This is a genomic window from Streptomyces sp. 7R007 (assembly GCF_054850255.1).
In genome coordinates this window covers 151,279-166,916 of sequence record NZ_JBTWMV010000018.1, presented here as the reverse complement: position 1 = coordinate 166,916, position 15,638 = coordinate 151,279, and the positions used below count along the sequence as shown (strand labels likewise).

The 15,638-nt window shown below is 73.7% G+C and carries 15 protein-coding genes; 7 read left to right on the top strand and 8 right to left on the bottom strand.

Going from position 1 to position 15,638, the window contains the following annotated elements:
• Positions 1-3 precede the first annotated feature (3 nt).
• From ACYF6T_RS24220 to ACYF6T_RS24210, 3 genes are all read right to left on the bottom strand, one after another.
• Positions 4-882, bottom strand: a complete 879-nt coding sequence (locus ACYF6T_RS24220; protein ID WP_461698918.1) for a hypothetical protein — start codon at positions 880-882, stop codon at positions 4-6.
• 31 nt (positions 883-913) lie between these two features.
• Positions 914-2,440, bottom strand: coding sequence for a hypothetical protein (locus ACYF6T_RS24215; RefSeq protein ID WP_461698917.1), 1,527 nt, complete (start codon positions 2,438-2,440; stop codon positions 914-916).
• Between the two features lie 126 nt (positions 2,441-2,566).
• Positions 2,567-3,268 (bottom strand): GntR family transcriptional regulator, encoded by a 702-nt coding sequence (locus tag ACYF6T_RS24210; protein ID WP_461698916.1) that lies wholly within the window; start codon positions 3,266-3,268, stop codon positions 2,567-2,569.
• Positions 3,269-3,429: 161 nt separating this feature from the next.
• Here ACYF6T_RS24210 and ACYF6T_RS24205 point away from each other — a divergent pair, with 161 nt between their 5' ends.
• The 5 genes from ACYF6T_RS24205 to ACYF6T_RS24185 all read left to right on the top strand — a co-directional run bounded on the left by ACYF6T_RS24205 (position 3,430) and on the right by ACYF6T_RS24185 (position 7,900).
• Positions 3,430-4,725 carry an MFS transporter gene (locus tag ACYF6T_RS24205; RefSeq protein WP_461698915.1) on the top strand — a complete coding sequence of 432 codons (1,296 nt, stop codon included), beginning with the start codon at positions 3,430-3,432 and terminating at the stop codon, positions 4,723-4,725.
• On the top strand, positions 4,722-5,570 hold the full coding sequence (locus ACYF6T_RS24200) for a putative hydro-lyase (RefSeq protein ID WP_461698914.1): 849 nt from the start codon (positions 4,722-4,724) through the stop codon (positions 5,568-5,570). The genes ACYF6T_RS24205 and ACYF6T_RS24200 overlap by 4 nt, the downstream gene beginning before the upstream one ends.
• A 91-nt stretch (positions 5,571-5,661) precedes the next feature.
• Positions 5,662-6,420, top strand: coding sequence for a LamB/YcsF family protein (locus ACYF6T_RS24195; RefSeq protein ID WP_461698913.1), 759 nt, complete (start codon positions 5,662-5,664; stop codon positions 6,418-6,420).
• Positions 6,417-7,034, top strand: coding sequence for a 5-oxoprolinase subunit B family protein (locus ACYF6T_RS24190; RefSeq protein ID WP_461698912.1), 618 nt, complete (start codon positions 6,417-6,419; stop codon positions 7,032-7,034). Before ACYF6T_RS24195 ends, ACYF6T_RS24190 begins: the two co-directional genes overlap by 4 nt.
• The gene (locus tag ACYF6T_RS24185; RefSeq protein ID WP_461698911.1) at positions 7,031-7,900 is read left to right on the top strand and encodes a 5-oxoprolinase subunit C family protein; all 870 of its coding nucleotides are present in this window, start codon (positions 7,031-7,033) and stop codon (positions 7,898-7,900) included. Before ACYF6T_RS24190 ends, ACYF6T_RS24185 begins: the two co-directional genes overlap by 4 nt.
• A 153-nt stretch (positions 7,901-8,053) precedes the next feature.
• On the opposite strand, the gene ACYF6T_RS24180 is transcribed toward ACYF6T_RS24185, so the two are convergent.
• The 5 genes from ACYF6T_RS24180 to ACYF6T_RS24160 form a co-directional block, all read right to left on the bottom strand.
• The gene (locus ACYF6T_RS24180; RefSeq protein ID WP_461698910.1) at positions 8,054-8,902 is read right to left on the bottom strand and encodes an SGNH/GDSL hydrolase family protein; all 849 of its coding nucleotides are present in this window, start codon (positions 8,900-8,902) and stop codon (positions 8,054-8,056) included.
• Positions 8,899-10,056: a glycosyltransferase gene (locus tag ACYF6T_RS24175; RefSeq protein ID WP_461698909.1), complete on the bottom strand. Its 1,158-nt coding sequence runs from the start codon at positions 10,054-10,056 to the stop codon at positions 8,899-8,901. The genes ACYF6T_RS24180 and ACYF6T_RS24175 overlap by 4 nt, the downstream gene beginning before the upstream one ends.
• The gene (locus ACYF6T_RS24170; RefSeq protein WP_461698908.1) at positions 10,053-11,183 is read right to left on the bottom strand and encodes a glycosyltransferase family 4 protein; all 1,131 of its coding nucleotides are present in this window, start codon (positions 11,181-11,183) and stop codon (positions 10,053-10,055) included. The genes ACYF6T_RS24175 and ACYF6T_RS24170 overlap by 4 nt, the downstream gene beginning before the upstream one ends.
• 185 nt (positions 11,184-11,368) lie before the next feature.
• Positions 11,369-12,787: a HEAT repeat domain-containing protein gene (locus ACYF6T_RS24165; RefSeq protein WP_461698907.1), complete on the bottom strand. Its 1,419-nt coding sequence runs from the start codon at positions 12,785-12,787 to the stop codon at positions 11,369-11,371.
• A 301-nt stretch (positions 12,788-13,088) separates the two neighbouring features.
• The gene (locus tag ACYF6T_RS24160; RefSeq protein WP_461698906.1) at positions 13,089-13,481 is read right to left on the bottom strand and encodes an ankyrin repeat domain-containing protein; all 393 of its coding nucleotides are present in this window, start codon (positions 13,479-13,481) and stop codon (positions 13,089-13,091) included.
• Positions 13,482-13,741: 260 nt separating this feature from the next.
• Between ACYF6T_RS24160 and ACYF6T_RS24155 the strand changes: the two genes are divergently transcribed.
• Together ACYF6T_RS24155 and ACYF6T_RS24150 are read left to right on the top strand one after the other, a co-directional pair.
• Positions 13,742-13,936 (top strand): hypothetical protein, encoded by a 195-nt coding sequence (locus tag ACYF6T_RS24155; protein WP_007380617.1) that lies wholly within the window; start codon positions 13,742-13,744, stop codon positions 13,934-13,936.
• Between the two features lie 40 nt (positions 13,937-13,976).
• Positions 13,977-15,599, top strand: coding sequence for a P-loop NTPase family protein (locus ACYF6T_RS24150; RefSeq protein ID WP_461698905.1), 1,623 nt, complete (start codon positions 13,977-13,979; stop codon positions 15,597-15,599).
• The last annotated feature ends 39 nt before the right edge of the window (positions 15,600-15,638 follow it).

Genomic DNA, 15,638 nt, shown 5'->3' with positions numbered 1-15,638 from the left:
GCTTCAGGAGTGGAACGGCAGCCCGGCGTCGGCGGCCAGCTCCAGGTCGTCGGTGTCCTCGGCGGGCAGCAGAGTCGGCGTGCCGTCGGTCACCGGGACGACGCCCAGCTCCAGCAGTTCGGCCATGGCGGCGCTGCCGGCCATGTCGCGGACCTGGAGCTGGTAGCGGGCCGTCGTGCGGTAGGTGCCGCCGTTGTCGTCGCCGGTGCGCTGGAGGAAGCCGGAATCGGTGAGGAAGGCGACCGCCTTGCCGACGATGCCGGTGGTCGAGCCGGCGAGTCTGCGCGCGTCCTTGGTGGCGCCGGTGGCGCTGCGTCTGACCCAGATCCGCCAGGCGGCCTCCAGGCCGGGCGCGTCCGTCGCCGGGTCGGTGTTCTCGCCCTGCTCCAGCGCGCGCTCCTCCAGGCGGCGGCATGCCTGCCGGACGAAGGCGTCGACGCCGTTGACGCTGACCCGCCCGATGTACCCGTCGTCGGCGAGGTCCTCGGGCCGCGGGAACGCCATGGCGGCGACGGCGAGATGGGCGAGTCCGTGCAGGAACCGGTCCCCGCCGTCGGCGGACGTACGACGCGCGTAGTCACCCATGCGCACGGCGAAGACGGAGTCCTCGGCGGCGGTGACGGCCATCCCCGCGCGCGGGGACACCTCCAGCACCACCAGTCCGAGCCCCGCGGCCACGGCGTCCGCGAGCCGGGCGAAGGCCGGGTCCTCGCGGTAGCGGCGCAGCAGTTCCGCGTACTCCTGGTCGCGCGCGGGCTGCAGTTTGGGCTGCAGCCCGAAGGCGACGAGCCGGGCCGCGTCGGCGGCGTCGGCGGGCGTGACGGCGCTGGAGGCCGGCACGGCGGGGACTTCCGCCTCACTCCACTCGACGTGCTCGGTCACTGCTCAGGCTCCTTGTCGCGCGCTGGCTCACTCATGCTGCTTCCGTCCGATCCGCTGCCATCCCCGCCGCGTCGAGCAGCGCCGTCCCCACGATCAGGTCGGCCCCGCCGAACTCGGGGTCGTCCAGCTCCGTCCCGTCGTCCACGGCGAACAGCAGCTTCTCCTCGCCCTGGCGGTAGGCGGTGCCCACCGGCGGGCTGGCCGCGTGCACCGCCAACAGGGCGACCAAGTAGGGCAGTTCGGGGTCCTGTCGGCGCGCCTCCGCGAGCAGTCCCGACAGCCGACGGGGCGCGTCGGCGGGCAGGTCCAGCAGCTCCATGGCGGCCGCCAGTTGCTCCTCGCTGAAGCGGCTGTCGTCCGGCGTGGCGATGAGGTCCGGTTCGGGCATCTCCGCGCCCAGGTGCTCCCGCTCGACCGGCGGCGTGAGCAATATGTCGACAAGGTCACCGACCCGCACCGCCACCGGCGTGCGCAGTCCCGTCCCGTGCGCGAAGAACGCGTCCGTGACGCGGACGGCCTGTTCCACCGGCAGCGGCAGCACCGGGGCGACCAGGTGGCCGTACAGGTCTATCCCCGAAGACGCCATCGGTGTCGCGAACGCCTGCCGGTCCTGCTCGGCCCGGAACAGCGGCCCCGCCTCCAGCAGACGCGACTGCAACTGCGTGTGCCGCCGGATGCAGTCCTTGACGATGTCCACGAGTTCGGCGGCCCGCCGCTTGTGCTCGGGGTCCTCCGTCTCGTCCCGTGCCTTGCGGATGTTGGTGAGGATCGCGTTCTCGTGGCGGTAGCGGTCGGCCACGTGGTCGAGGGCTTCGGCGATCATGTCCGGTACGGCGTTCAGCCAGTCCACCGCGCGTACGTTGCGCCGGGTGGCCTCCAGCGCCCTGCGCAGCGTCTCCGAGTACTGCACGGTGCGGTAGCGGGCCTGCTCGGCGGCGAGCTGGGCGTCGGCGAGGCGACCGCGGTTGATCAGCACCTCCAGCTTGACCTCGGCGGCGATCTGGGCGCTGGTGACGTCGGTGTCGAGGGCCCCGACCAGGACGTTGACCGCCTCGTCGGTCGTGCGCAGGTACACCGTGCCGCCGGGGCCGGGGACCTCCTCGATCAGCTTGAAGTCGTAGTCGCGCCGGACATAGCTGCCGTCGGTCGTGAAGGTGCCGTAGACGGCCCGGAAGCCGCGGTCGACGCTGCCGACGTTGATCAGGTTCTCCAGGACCCAGCGGGCCACGCGCTCGTGCTCGGCGACCGGGCGCTGCGGGGCCTGGGCGGCGATGCGCGGGATGAGCCGGGCGACTATCTGGTCGTGGTCGGCGCCCGTGTCGAAGTCCATGTTCAGAGTGACCAGGTCGATGGCGGCGAGGGCCACCTCCGCCATGCCGTACACCGAGTACTCGCCCGCGAGGTTGGCCTTGCGCGCGTCGAGGTCGTGCAGCGGCGCGGTGCAGGCGAGCGCGCGCAGCCGCCGCGCCAGTCCCTCGTCGGCGGCCGGGCCCGGTGCGGGGCGCGGCCCCGCGCTGAGCTGGGGCGGAACACTGTCCGTCGATGCAGGCGAAGTCACGGTGCACAGACTAGGTCCTCGGTCTGACAACGACCCAAACGACGCGGATCGCCTGCGGCGGTGCGGCCGGGCACCGGCCGTCGGGTGCGGGCCGGCGAGAACTTGATGCCCGTTTCCCGCACCCCCTTACGGGGCGTTGTCGGCACCCACCCTGCGCCGGTAGACCTCGACCACACGTTCGAGTGAATCCTGCAAGTAGATGCCGAGCAGCTGTTCCGCCTCCGCCCGGTCCCCGGACTCCAGGGCCTGGAGGATCTGGCGGTTGCGGGTCAGGTAGGGCTCGTGCAGGGCCCGGGGGTCGTCGACCACGTGGAAGGCCAGACGGAGCTCGGCGAAGACGCTGCGCATCAGTTCGTCGGTGCGGGCGCTGTCGGCCAGGGCGACCAGTTCCCGGTGGAAGTGGATGTTGGCGGTACCCACACCCTTCCAGTCACCTTCGCGCGCCGCCCGCCACCCCTCCTCGACCGCTTCGGCCAGGGCGCCGAGGCGGTACGGCGGTTCGCCCAGGCCGCGCACGACGGCGCACTCGACCAGGCCGCGGGTGCGGTAGATGTCCTCGACGTCCTCCACGGTCAGGACCCGGACGAAGACCCCCCGGTTCAGCTCGTGGACCAGCAGGCGCTCGTGCGTGAGCAGCCGGAACGCCTCGCGCAGCGTGTTGCGGGAGACCCCGAGGGCGCCGCCGATGCTGTCCTCGGACAGCCGGGTGCCGGGCGGGAAGAAGCCTTCGGCGATGCGGCTCCTGAGGATGTCGGAGACCCGCTCGGCGGTGCTCGTACGGCCCAGGAGGGCGCGGTCCTCGGCGAGTGACGTCAGCTGCTCTGCCATGCCGGAATTCAATCGCAGATCACAAGAACGAAACAACATGGGTATTGAGGGATCGTTGAACAATCCTCTACGGTGCTCTCACGGCACCGCTCCCTCGCGGTGCCTCGCTTCCGCACGGCTCGGTCCCCAAGCACCCTCCGTCCTCCCTCTGCGAGGTGCCCATGAGCTCGACCCCTCCACCGCAGGCCCTGGCGACCGGCACAGGCACCGGTGAACTCACCGCCCCCGACGGCGCCCTGGGCTGGCTGCGCGCCCTGGGACCCAACGGCCGGCGTGCCTTCGCGGGCGCGTTCGGCGGCTATGCCCTGGATTCGTACGACTACTTCACGCTGCCGCTGAGCATGGTCGCGCTGGCCGCCTACTTCGGCCTGGACAGCGGCCAGACCGGGCTGTTCACCACCGTCACGCTGGTGGTCTCCGCCGTCGGCGGCGCCCTCGCCGGGGTCGTGGCGGACCGGGTCGGGCGGGTCAGGGCGCTGATGATCACGGTGGTCACGTACGCCGTCTTCACCGTCGCCTGTGGTTTCGCGCCCAACTACGAGACGCTGCTGGTCTTCCGCGCTCTCCAGGGGCTCGGGTTCGGCGGCGAGTGGGCCGTCGGCGCGATCCTCGTCGCCGAGTACGCGAGCGCGAAGCACCGGGGCCGCACTCTCGGGGCGATCCAGAGCTCGTGGGCCGTGGGGTGGGCGCTGGCCGCGATCGTGTACACCCTGGTGTTCTCGTTCGCCGGTGACGACCTGGCCTGGCGGATCATGTTCTGGACGGGCGCGCTGCCCGCGCTGTTCGTGGTCTGGATGCGCCGCCGGGTGCACGACGCCCCGCAGGCGGTCGCCGTACGCGAACAGAGCGCGGAGAAGGGCTCGTTCACGGCGATCTTCAGGCCCGGCCTGCTGCGCACCACGGTCTTCGCCGGCCTGCTGTCCACCGGCGTCCAGGGCGGCTACTACACGCTGGCCACCTGGGTGCCGACGTACCTCAAGACCGAGCGTGACCTCTCGGTCGTCGGCACCGGCGGCTACCTCACCTTCCTGATCTCCGGCGCCTTCCTCGGCTATCTGACCGGCGGGTACCTCACCGACCGGCTGGGCCGCAAACGCAACATCTGGCTCTTCGCCCTGCTGTCGGCGGTGTGCATCCTGGCGTACGCCAACATCCCGAGCGGCGCGAACACCCTGCTGCTCGTGCTCGGCTTCCCGCTCGGGTTCTGCATGTCGGCGATCTTCAGCGGGTTCGGCTCCTACCTGAGCGAGCTGTACCCGACGGCCGTCCGGGGCACCGGCCAGGGCTTCACGTACAACACCGGGCGGGCCGTGGGTGCCGTCTTCCCGACGACGGTCGGTTTCCTGGCCGACAGCTGGGGTGTGGGCGGCGCGCTGGTGTTCGGCGCGATCGGTTACGGCGTCGCGGCGCTGGCGCTGCTGGGCCTGCCCGAGACGCGCGGGAAGGAGCTCGCGTGAACCGCACCGGGGATCGGCCGCCGACCCTTTCCGAGGACCGCCCTGTCACGCTCGTCGACGAGCACGCGCACGCGTGGAGCCCGGAAACCGCCCGGGCCCGCTTCCGGGAGGGGCTCACCGGCCCCACCGCGGGCGTCGCGGCCGGCCACACCCAGGTCAACCTGATCTCGGTGCCCGCCGACTGGGCGTACGACATGCTGCTGTTCTGCCAGCGCAACCCGAAGCCCTGCCCGACGCTCGACGTCACCGACGCGGGCTCCTGGACGACCGTCCTCGCCGACGGCGCCGACCTGCGCACCGATCTGCCGCGCTACCGGGTGTGGCGGGACGGCGAGCTGGTGGCGGAGCCGACCGACGTGCGCGCGTACTGGCGCGACGACCTGGTGTCGTTCCTGATCGGATGCAGCTTCACCTTCGAGTGGGCACTGGCCCGGGCGGGCGTCCCGATCCGGCACGTCGAGCAGGGCCGCAACGTCCCGATGTACGTCACCAACCGCCCGTGCCGGCCGGCGGGACGGCTGCACGGCCCGATGGTGGTGTCCATGCGCCCGGTGCCGCCCGAGCACCTGGCGGCGGCGATCAGGGAGAGCAGCCTCCTGCCGGACGTGCACGGCGGCCCCGTCCACTGCGGCGATCCCTCGGCGCTCGGCATCGACGACCTCGGCCGGCCCGACTTCGGCGACGCGGTGGACGTCGAACCGGACGACATCCCGGTCTTCTGGGCGTGCGGGGTGACCCCGCAGGCCGCCGTGACGGCCTCGCGCCCGCCGTTCGCCATCACGCACGCGCCGGGACAGATGTTCCTCACCGACGCCCGCGACGAGCAGTACCGCGTCATGGTCTGAGAGCACCGCGAAGGGCCGGATCCGGACGGCCTGGGAACACAGACGCCGCAGACGGACGGCCTGAGAACGGAACAGGAGACACGAAGGTTCCATGACCGCGATCGATCTGAACGCCGACCTCGGCGAGGGCTTCGGCCGCTGGCGGCTCACCGACGACGAACGGCTGCTGTCCGTCGTCACCAGCGCCAACGTGGCCTGCGGCTTCCACGCGGGGGACGCGGCCACCATGCGGCGGGTGTGCGAGCTGGCGGCCGAGCGGGGCGTGCGGATCGGCGCCCAGGTCTCCTACCGGGACCTCGCCGGGTTCGGGCGGCGCGCCATGGACGTGCCGCCCGCCGAGCTGGCCGCCGAGGTGGCCTACCAGATCGGCGCCCTGGAGGTCTTCGCGCGCGCGGCGGGCACGCGCGTGTCGTACGTCAAGCCGCACGGCGCGCTCTACAACCGCGTCGTGCACGACGAGGAGCAGGCCGAGGCGGTGGTGGACGGCGTGCGCCTGGCCGACGCCACGCTGCCCGTGCTCGGCCTGCCCGGCTCGCGCCTGCTGGAGCAGGCCGGGAAGGCGGGCCTGCCGGCCGTTCCGGAAGCCTTCGCGGACCGGGCCTACACCGAGGAGGGCACGCTGGTGCCGCGCGGCCAGGACGGCGCCGTGGTCACCGACCCGGAGGCGGTCGTCGAGCGCTCGCTGGGACTGGCCCGCTTCGGGACGGTGACGGCCCACTCCGGTGCGCGCGTCGACGTACGCGCGCGTTCCCTGTGCCTGCACGGGGACACGCCCGGCGCGGTCGAACTGGCCCGGCGGGTGCGGCGGCGGCTGCAGGAGTCGGGTGTCCGGGTGGAGGCCTTCGCATGAGGGTGCTGCCCGTCGGGGAGAGCGCGCTGCTGGTCGAGGTGGACTCGGGGGAACAGGCGCAGGCGCTGCACGCGCAGTTGCTGCGCCGGCGCGCCGAGGGCACGCTGTCGGCACGGGAGATCGTCCCCGCCGCCCGCACGGTCCTCCTCGACGGCCTGGCCGACCCCGCCCGCCTGGCCTCCGAACTCACCGGCGCCGCCCTGCCGGCCACGCCTCCACGCGCGCGTGACGTCATCGAGATCCCGGTGCGGTACGACGGCCCGGACCTGGCCGACGTCGCCGCGCACTGGGGCGTCTCCGCACCGGAGGCGGCCCGCATCCACGCGGACACCGAGTTCAGCGTCGCCTTCTGCGGCTTCGCGCCCGGCTTCGGATACCTCACCGGTCTGCCGCGGCACTACGACGTCCCGCGCCGGGCCACTCCGCGTACGGCTGTCCCCGCGGGCTCCGTCGCGCTGGCGGGCCCGTACACGGGCGTGTACCCGCGCTCGTCTCCGGGCGGCTGGCAGCTGATCGGACGTACGGACGCGGTGCTGTGGGACCACGCGCGCGTGCCGGCCGCCCTGTTGTCGCCCGGCACGCGCGTGCGCTTCGTTCCGGTGGGGTGCCCATGACGGACCGCGCGCTCGTCGTCGTACGGGCCGGAGCGCTCACCACCGTGCAGGACCGGGGCCGCCCCGGCCACGCCCACCTCGGCGTGCCCCGCTCCGGGGCGCTGGACGGCCCCGCGGCGGCCCTCGTCAACCGCCTGGTCGGCAACGGCCCCGAGGCGGCCGTCCTGGAGACCACGGTCAACGGCTGTGCCCTGCGACCGCGTTCGGCGGTCACCGTGGCGGTCGGCGGCGCTCCCTGCCCGGTCACCGTGGACGGGCGTCCGGCGGCCTGGGGCGCACCGGTGCGCGTGCCCGCCGGCGCGGTCCTGGAGGTCGGGAACGTCGTCTCCGGAGTACGCAGCTATGTGGCCGTCTCCGGGGGCGTCGCCGTGGAGCCGGTCCTCGGCAGCCGCTCGACGGACCTGCTGTCCGGGCTCGGACCGGCGCCTCTCGCGGACGGCATGGTGCTCCCGCTGGGCGCTGCGCGCACGCACCACGCGCGCGTGGACGTCGCTCCGCAGCCGGCTCCTCCGGCCGAGCTGGTGCTGAGGGTGACGCTCGGACCACGCGACGACTGGTTCACGCCGGAAGCGGTACGTGCCTTCACGTCCCGCACGTACCGGGTGTCGCCGGCCGGCAACCGCATCGGCCTGCGCACGGAAGGGCCCGCCCTCGCCCGCGCCCTGCCCGGCGAACTCCCCAGCGAGGGCATGGTGCTGGGCGCGGTCCAGGTGCCGCCGGACGGCAGGCCGGTGGTCTTCCTCGCCGACCATCCGACCACCGGGGGCTACCCGGTGATCGCGGTGGTCCGGGCACAGGACCTGCCGGCCGCCGCCCAGGCCGCCCCCGGCACACCGATCCGCTTCATCGAGACACGCCCCCACTGACACCGCGGACAGCGCACACCTCGCCACGCCTTCGCCGAGGACTCGCTCACGCCGCGCCGCGCAGCTGACGCCTTGGGCCGCTCACCCGACGCCCCGGCGACACGGCAGACACACCCACACCGGCCCCGGCGAACCGCCGAACCGGCGGACCCGTCACGCCGCGTCTGCCGGCTCTCCCGTCGACAGGGCCGCCAGGGCCGCCGAGACCGCCGCGGAGGCTCGTAGGTCCAGGCGGGCGCTCGTGCCCCGCGCGCGGTGGCGCAGCTCGTCCGCGGCCAGGCTCAGCAGCTGCGGCAGGAGGTCGGTGCAGCGCCGCGCCACCCACCCGGTGCCCGCCGTGGCCAGCCACCACAGGCTCGCCGACTTCGTGGGCGCCGGGAAGTCGGGTTCCGGCGAGGGCGCGGGCCCCGTGGCGAGGCCCCGCTCCGCCAGCAGCGCGTGGAAACGCACGGCCAGTTGCCGGTGCCCCCGTTCACCGGGGTGCAGCCGGTCCGCGCTCCACATCGCCCGGTCGACGAGCCACGCGCCCTCGGCGGCGTGCAGATGCACCGCTCCGTAGCGCTCGGACAGCGCGTGGACCACGCGGTTGACGGCGCGCTGCCGCCGGGCCAGCGGACGTGCCAACGCCCCGGGCAGCCCGAGCATCGAGCCGGGGTCGGGGAGGCAGGCGGTGAGCAGGACCGCGCCCTGCCCGGTGAACGCGGCGTACACCTTGTCGAGCCGTTCGGCGACGCGATGGATGTCGAAGGTGCAGCGCAGGGTGTCGTTGACGCCGATGACCACGGAGACGACGTCCGGCCGCAGCGCCAGCGCGGCCGGCAGCTGCTGCTCCAGCACCTCCCGGGTCTGGGCGCCGCTGACGGCGAGGTTGGTGAACTCCACCGCCTGTTCGGCGAGCCCGCCGGCGAGCAGCGCGGCCCAGCCGCGCCACCCGTCCCCGACGGGATCGCCCACGCCCTCGGTGAGGGAGTCACCGAGGGCGACGAAACGCACCGGTCTCATGCCACGCCCCCGGGCACGAAGCGCCGTACCGGAACGCCGGCGTCGTGCGCGGCGAGGAACGCCTCGACGGCCGTACCCCAGCCGAAGCACTCCGCACGCGCGCGTGCGCTCTCGCGCCGCTCCTGTTCGGGAAGGCCGAGCAGCATGTCGACGGCGTCCGCGAAGGCCTCCCCGCGGTCCGCGGCGACCGCTCCGGCCGACCCGATGACCTCGGGCAGTGCGGAGGAGGCGCTCACCACCACGGGCGTCCCGCAGGCCATGGCCTCCAGCGCGGCGAGCCCGAAGGTCTCGGCGGGTCCGGGAGCGAGGCACACGTCCGCGGATGCCTGGAGCGCGCCCAGCGTGCCGCGGTCGGAGACATGGCCGAGGAAGATGACCGGCAGCCGCCGCTCACGGGCCCGCTGTTCGAGCCCCGCCCGCAGCGGCCCGTCCCCGGCCACCACCAGCACCGCCTTGCGGCCGCGCCGCAGCAGGGCCTCCAGGGCGTCCAGGGCCGTGCCGGGCCGCTTCTCCACGGACAGCCGGGTGCACGTCACGAGCAGCGTCTCGGACACGCGCGCGTACCGGTCCCGAAGGCCCGCGTCGTACAGCGAGGGATGCCGCTGCTCCAGGTCGACGCCGAGCGGGGCCCGTACGACGTTGCGGGCGCCGATGCGGACGAACTCCCGCTCGGCGAACTCGGTCGTGCACACCACGCGCGAGTACGTGTGCGCCGTACGGACGTTGAGGGCGTCGGCGGCGCGCCGGGCCGCTCCCTCGGGGACGCCCCAGGTGCGCAGGACGCCGTCGGCGGTCTCGTGGGAGACCATCACGGCGGGCACCCGGGCCCGTCGCGCCCACTTGCCGGTCCACCTCAGGGTCGTCCGGTCGGAGACCTCCAGGCGGTCGGGCTCCAGTTCCTCCAGGACGCGCGCCACGCGCCGCTTGTCGGTGAGGACGCGGTAGCCGCCCGTGCCGGGCAGCAGCGGCCCTGGCAGGGTGATGACGCGTCCCTGCTCGGTCTCGCGGTCGTCGGCGCGCTCTCCGGGGATGATGAGCACGGGCTCGTGCCCGGCCGCCTTGAAGCCCTTGCCGAGTTCGCGCAGGGCGGTGCGCAGGCCGCCGGAGGCGGGCGCGACGAAGTTCGCCAGGCGCACGATCCGCAGCGGGGTCATGCCGCCACCGCCGTCCTGCGCGTGGCGAGCACGGCGCCGTAGTGGGCGATCAGCTGGTCGCCGACGGCGGCCCAGGTGCGGCCCTCGACGGTGGCCCGCGCGGCGGCACCGTAGGCGGCGCGTGTCGCCGGGTCGGTGGCCAGACCGGCGACCGCGTCCCGGACGGCGTCGGCGTCGCGCGGCGGCACGAGCAGCCCCGTGCGCCCGTGGGCGACCAGGTCGAGGGGGCCGCCGATCGCGGGGGCGACGACGGGGACGCCGCTGGCCATCGCCTCCTGGACGGTCTGGCAGAACGTCTCGAAGGGGCCGGTGTGCACGAAGGTGTCCAGCGAGGCGTAGATCCGGGCGAGCTCGTCGCCGGTGCGGCGGCCGAGGAAGACCGCGCCGGGCAGCGCCTGCTGGAGGCTGGGCAGGCTGGGCCCGTCGCCGGTGACCACGACCCGCACGCCGGGCAGGCGGCAGACGCCGGCCAGCAGCTCGACGTGCTTCTCGGGGGCGAGCCGGCCGACGTAGCCGACGATCAGCTCGCCGTTCGGGGCGAGTTCGCGGCGCAGTGCCTCGTCGCGCAGGTCGGGGCGGAAGCGGACGGTGTCCACGCCGCGCGGCCACAGTTTCACCCGGGGCACGTGATGGGCCTCCAGATCGTGCAGGGACGCGCTGGAGGGGGCGAGGGTGAGGTCGGCGGCGGAGTGGACGGAGCGGATGCGCCGCCAGGCGGCGGCCTCGCCGGCGCCCATGTAGGTGCGGGCGTAGCCGGCGAGGTCGGTCTGGTAGACGGCGACGGCGGGGATGCCGAGCCGGGCGGCGGCGGCCATGCCGCGCACGCCGAGGACGAAGGGGCTGGCCAGGTGGACCACGTCGGGGCGGTGCTCGACGAGCGTGGCGGCCAGGCGTCGGCTGGGGAGGGCGACGCGCACCTGGGGGTAGCCGGGGAGCGGGAGGGAGGGGATGTGGACGACACGGCACGGCGCCAGGGAGGCGTCGAGCCTGAGGCCCGGAGCGGGGGCCGGGGCGACGACGACGGGGGTGTGACCGCGATCTACGAGGTGCCGGGCGGTCTGGAGCGCGCAGTGGGCCACGCCGTTCACGTCGGGGGGAAAGGATTCGGTCACGATGACGACACGCATACGGGTGTTCTCGCCGTACTGGACGTGGTCGCGTCAACGTGGATCTTTGCGAACGATGAACGTCCCGTGAGCGTTCCTGCGCACACCCGAGCAGGTCAGGCGGCGTCCATGACCGCCTGACCCACGGGTCATCCCCTGTTCACTCTGAGGCCGTGCCGAGGCTCGGTTCCCCTGCGGGATGTGGCTCAAACAGCGGGGCCGTCGGGTGTGATCCGACTGCGTACGGCGGTCTGCACCTCGGCTTCCTCGGCCGGATCGGCGGCGAGGCGGCGCAGTTGTTCGACGACGCGGGCGTCACCCGTCTCGGCGTGCCGGGCGGCGATCTCGCGGGTGGACTCCTCGCAGTCCCACAGGCACTCGACGGCGAAGCCGGCCGGGAAGGAGGGGTCGGTGGCGGCCAGGGCGCGGGCGGCGCGGCCGCGGAGGTGGGAGGAGGCGGTCTCGCGGTAGACATGGCGCAGGACGGGGGCGGCGCAGGCGATGCCGAGGCGGCCGGTGCCGTCGACGAGCGTCCACAGGGTCGGGGCGTCGGGGCCTTCGCCGCGTACGGCTTCGCGCAGGGCGCCGAGGACCAGGTCCTTGTCCTGGGTCCCGCCCCGGCAGGCGAGCACGCGGCCGGCGGCGGCGCCGAGCGGGTCGGGCCGGTGGGCCCAGCCGCGCGCCCGGTCGACGGCGGCCACGGTGCGCATCCGCTCGAAGGCGTCCACGGCGGCTTCCACGACCGTCGGCGAGCCGGTTGCGACGGCGCCCTCGATCAGGTCGAGGGCGTCGGGATCGTTGCTGTCGGCGAGGTAGCGCAGGGCGGTGCAGCGGGCTCCGTCGCTGCCGTCCCTGGCTGCCTGGACGATCTCGGGCCGGTCCTCGGGGCCGGCGACGGCGGTGAGGCAGCGGGCGGCCGGGACGTGCAGTGCGGCGCCGCGTTCGACGCCCTGCTGGGCCCATTCGAAGACGGCCCGCACGCTCCACCCCGGACGGGGCCCGGTTGGTCGCATCTGCCGTTGCCAGCGGTCGAAGCAGCCGGCCTCCTGGGCGGCACGCACGCGCGTGGCGATCGACGCGCGGGGGTCCTCGGCCCACAGCCGCCACGGGCGCGGCTCGAAGGCGTCGCGTACGGCGGCGGCCAGCTCGGCCTCGCCGTCCGCGTCCGTCGGGAAGCGTGCCAGCACGGGGGCGGCGAGGGCCCGCAGGCCGGCGTCGTCGTCGCGCAGGGCCAGCTCGTCCAGGGCCCAGGCCCAGTTGGAGCCGGAGGCGGCGTACCGGCGCAGCAGGGCGAGCGCGTCCCGCCTGCCGTAGGAGGCGAGGTGGCCGAGGACGGCGAGGGCCAGGCCCGTGCGGGACTCCTCGGTGTCGAAGGCGTCCTCGACGTCGAAGAGGTGCGCCTCGATCTCGTCCAGCTCGCCGTGCAGGTCGAGGTAGAGACGGGCGTAGTACAGGGAGCGGTTCTCCACCTGCCAGTCGCGGCGCGGGTCGCGCAGCACGCAGTGGTTCAGGGCCGCAAGGGCTTCCGCGCGTGGGGCGGTGAGCGCGTGCAGCGTGCCGTCGCCGCGGCCCCGCTGGAGCAGGCCGAGCAGCGTACCGCTGGGCGCTATGACCGGTTCGAACATGGGAAACAGCCTCACATCAAGCGTCGACGCAACCGGGGTTCTTGCTTCACCTGGCCGCGTGACAACACGTCGGGGCGCCCGCCGTTTCCTGCTTGCTGTAAGCCATCTTCCTCTGCCTCTCGTCGGTGGCCCATGCGGACCGCATCACGGCCCGCGCGGTGCGGCAACGCCTGCCCAGCCATCGCGTCCGTGAATCACGACGTCATGATGACTCGGCAGTTCGACCTGCCGCGACCGAAATTCCGGCGGCCCTGTACCGCCTCCCCCGTTTTCTCTGTTTTCGCTGGTCAGAACGTGTGGTTCAGTGTGCGCCGAACAGTTCGAGCAGTTGGGTCTTGCCGAACATCCGGGCCGTGTCGACGGCCGACGGGGTGCCCGCGGAGGGGTCGGCGCCCCCCTCCAGCAATGCCTTGATCACCTCGGTCTCGCCCTTGAATACGGCCCCGGCGAGCGGGGTCTGGCCTCGGTCGTTGACCCGGTCGGCCTCCGCGCCCCGGGCGAGCAGCGCGCGCACCGCCCCGGCGTGGCCGTGGTAGGCGGCGAGCATCACGAGCGAGTCGCCCCGGTCGTTGGTGAGGTTGGCCGGAACGCCCGCGTCCACGTACGCCACGAGTGCCTCGGTCTGCCCCTGCCGGGCCAGATCGAAGATCTTCGTCGCCAGCTCCACGACCTCGGGGTCGGGGGCTTCAGTCATCGGCCGGACCGCCTCTCCTACAACCGTTCAGGTGAATCGCCAGGGTACTGGCTGATGCGGCACATGACCCGATGCGCCGGAGGTAAAGATCACGGCAGACCCGGCCGGACGCAAGTGTCCTGCTCAACCGGCGGAAGGCCACTGGACCAAGCGAGGGAAATCAAGCGAAATTCACTCAGTTGCACCTTTTGTCGTATGGATACATGCTGTGATCCTGGAAGTACTCATGGTGACTGTCCCCACGAACCAGGAGCGCTCACATGATCCTCTCCATCTCCGGCGTCGTACTCCTCGGCATCGTCGTCTTCATCTTCTTCCGCAAGGACGGGCTCAAGGCGTCGCACGCCCTGATCTCGGCCCTGTTCGGCTTCTACCTGGCCAGCACGGCCATCGCCCCGAGCATCAAGGCCGGCGGCGAGAGCCTCGCGAGCCTGCTCGGCGGCATCAAGTTCTGACGTCGTCCCACCCGTCCGCACGCACCTCCAGGAGACCGCAGTGGCCCGGCGCCCCCTCCCCCGCATCCTGAGCACAGGCAGCGCGCAGATCGCCCGGAGCCGGGAGCTGGCCCGGACGGCGGCCGACAGCGCCACCGACGTCCTCCACCCGCTGCTGACGATCACGCGCGGTCTGCGCCGGCTGGCCTCGGCCGGGCGGCGCAGATGGGCCGACACCCCCAAGGACCGGCGCGGACCGCTGCTGTTCCTGGTGGCGTCGGTGGTCCTGGTCGTCGCGCTCGTGCCGTACGGACCGCTGCTCGCCGCCATCACCCTGATGGGGGTGGCGGCCTGGCAGGGCCGCGACCGCACCCCGCCGGCCCCCGAGGGACCGGACGAGTCGCAGACGCAGCGCCTGAAGTCCCTGTACGAGGCCCTGGTGCCGTACTTCTCGGTGCCCGAGGACCCGGCGCCGATGTACGCGCACGGCGGCGAGTGGGAGCAGGTCTTCCCGGCGTACGAGTTCGACGCCTCGGGCCGCGTCACCCACCTCGTGATCCGCTACCCGGCCTACTTCCCGGACGGCGAGGCCGACGCCCGCGCCCGCATCGAGCAGTTGCTGCACGCCAAGTCGGGCCGCGGCCGCGAGTACCGCTTCGTCTGGGACGAGGAGGGCAACCAGCTCACCGTCGCCGTCCTCGCCCCGCTGCCCACCGACATCGCCGCCCAGCGCTTCGTGACGGCACCGGGCGAGACGGTCCTCGGTTTCACCGACCCCTCCGAGGTCCAGCGCACCCTCCCCCTCACCTACGGCGAGGAACAGCGCGACGTCCCGCCCGTCGTCTGGCGCACGGGCATCCGCTCCACCGAGCCGCACCTGCTGGTCATGGGCCAGCCGGGCAGCGGCACCTCGACCCTGCTGCGGTCCATCGCCCTGCAGGCCCTCCAGTACGGCGACGTCGTGATCGTCGAGGGCGGCGGCACCGGCGAGTACGCCTGCCTGACCGGCCGGGACGGCGTCCTGGCGGTCGAGTGCGGGCTGGCCGGAGCGCTGGCCAGCCTGGAGTGGGCGGCCACCGAGACGGAGCGGCGGCTGATCGCGGCCAACCGTGCCCGTCAGGCCGGGCACCCGCCGCCGGACGACACCAAGCGTCCGCTGTGGGTCCTGCTCGACCGGCCCAGCGCGTTCACCCACCTCGCCGCCGCGGACGGCCGCAAGGATCCGCAGGCCCTGCTGCAGGTCCCGCTGCGGCACGGACGGGCGGCGAACGTCACGGTGGTCGTGGCCGACCAGTTCGACAGCGCGGACGCGCTCAGCGACGCCGTACGGCAGCACACACGCGCGCGTGTCGTGCTCGGGCCCGCGACGCCCGCGCAGTTGGAGGCCGTGCTCGGGGCTCCGCCGCACACCACCCCGGTCGCGGACGTCCCGCCCGGCCGCGGGTACGCGCGCCTGGGGGCGGGGCCGGTACGGCGGCTCCAGGTGCCGGCGACGCCCGATCCCTACGACGACGCCACGAGTGACGCGGACCGGCAGGCGGTGCTGGCGTTGCTGCCGCCGCGAACCACCCCGGCCGACGGGGAGGGGATGGAGTCGCAGGCGGTGCCTCCGGAGGGGGTGCCCGCGGAGGCGGTGGCGGCGGAGGCGGTGCCCGCGGAGGCCGTGGTGGCGGAGAGTTCGTAGGCGCACGGCGTCGGCGGTGAGGTCGCGGCGCGGCCCCGC